The 1,635-nt window shown below is 61.2% G+C and carries 1 protein-coding gene; it reads left to right on the top strand.

Translation table 11 applies throughout. The features are described 5' to 3' along the window. Positions 1-292 precede the first annotated feature (292 nt). Positions 293-1,438 (top strand): PrpF domain-containing protein, encoded by a 1,146-nt coding sequence (locus tag JL37_RS08070; RefSeq protein WP_043543164.1) that lies wholly within the window; start codon positions 293-295, stop codon positions 1,436-1,438. Positions 1,439-1,635 lie beyond the last annotated feature (197 nt).

The raw sequence follows: 1,635 nt of genomic DNA, 5'->3' as shown, positions 1-1,635 counted from the left end.
CAAGGATCCGGAAGCGCCGATCTTCGGCGTGGCCGACTACGGCCTGGTCGGCGATCTGTTCCAGGTCGTGCCCGAACTGGCCGGCAATCTGTAATTCCCGGCCTGCACTCAAGGGAAACCGGCCTTCGGGCCGGCTTTTCCATTGGTGCGGGATTCCATTTTCACTATATGGACCGGGTCCCCCACATACTGCCCCCGCAAGGGCTCGCAACCTGCGTAGAGTGTCGATTACGCCGATAGCCCATGCCGTGGGGCGATCGGATCACGCAAAACATCTCTTTGGGCCAATGCGATGCACACTCCGGACAGCTTGCCATTCGTCATGATGCGTGGCGGCACGAGCAAAGGAATCTTTCTCCGGGAATCCGATGTTCCTGCCGACCGTGAATCGCTGACGGCCCTATTGCTGGACATCTTTGGCAGCCCCGACCGCCGCCAAATCGATGGCTTGGGCGGAGCCGACAAACTGACCAGCAAGGCTGCCATCATGGGCCCGCCACGCCGCGAAGACAGCGACGTCAGCTACCTCTTCGGCCAGGTCGGTATCCTGGCCCCGGAAGTCGATTACAACCTGAACTGCGGCAACCTGACGGCTGCCGCCGGGGTATACGCGATTGAAAGCGGCCTGGTGGCTCCGCGAAACGGACATACGCTGGTACGAGTCCACAACCTGAACACGGATCGGATCGTCCATGTCAGCGTGCCGACAACGCCGACGCAGGTCATCACGCAAGGAGATTTGCAGATCGGTGGGGTTCCTGGGCATGGCGCGCCCATAGCGCTGGATTTCTCGCGGGCAGTCGGCGCAATCACGGGCCGGCTGCTGCCCTTCGGAGAAGTGCAGACAGAGATCGCCGTTCCAGGCAGAGAAAGCGTGACGGTATCCGTCGTGGATGGCGCGAATCTTGTCATTTACGCCCGCGCGGAGTCTTTCGGACTATCTGGCATAGAAGACCCGCAAACCATAGACGGCGACGTTGCGCTTCGCGCCCACATGGACGCAGTGCGCCGCGAGGTCGCCATTCGCCTGGGATTGAGCGACTATTGGCACCAGCGCAGCGCCCCTTCCACGCCGATGCTGGTAATGCTGCAAAAACCGCGCGACTACCATACGTGCACGACGGGCGAACTGATCAGCGCCGATCGCCTGGACCTCGTGTGCAGACAGTACGCCTCCGGCTCCGCCAGTAAAACCTTGGCCGGCACGGTCACGGTCACGACCGGCATGGCTTGTGGAATCGCCGGCAGCCTGCCCGCCCAATTGTGCGGCGAGCCGGGCCCCAGGCGTTATACCTTTGGACATCCCAGCGGCGTTATCCACGTCGACGCCAGCGTGGCGCGGCGCGGCAACGAATGGCATGTCGAACAGGCCGCAATAGAACGGACCGCAAGGCGCATCGCGGAAGGTCGTGTTTTCCTGCGCGGGAATACCCTGTAATCGGCGGACGGCGAGCGCTGGACCGATACCGCCGCCTCGCTGACGGTCTGGCGGTCCGCCCCTCACGCGCTGTTAATTCGAGAAAGGCACGCGGCGGCCTCGGCGATTCAATCACAAAAAAAACTCCGTTATTCACCAACAAATACTCAGCAATACTTTTCTTTTGCTGAGATACGATTTTCTCGTTCCAAGACTCA

This window comes from Achromobacter sp. RTa (assembly GCF_000757485.1).
Taxonomy (GTDB): domain Bacteria; phylum Pseudomonadota; class Gammaproteobacteria; order Burkholderiales; family Burkholderiaceae_B; genus Achromobacter.
This window is presented reverse-complemented; position numbering and strand designations above follow the sequence as displayed.

Bases quoted from the DNA above. Each gene is read 5' to 3' on its own strand.
- JL37_RS08070 (WP_043543164.1), top strand. From the start codon at position 293: ATGCACACTCCGGACAGCTTGCCATTCGTCATGATGCGTGGCGGCACG.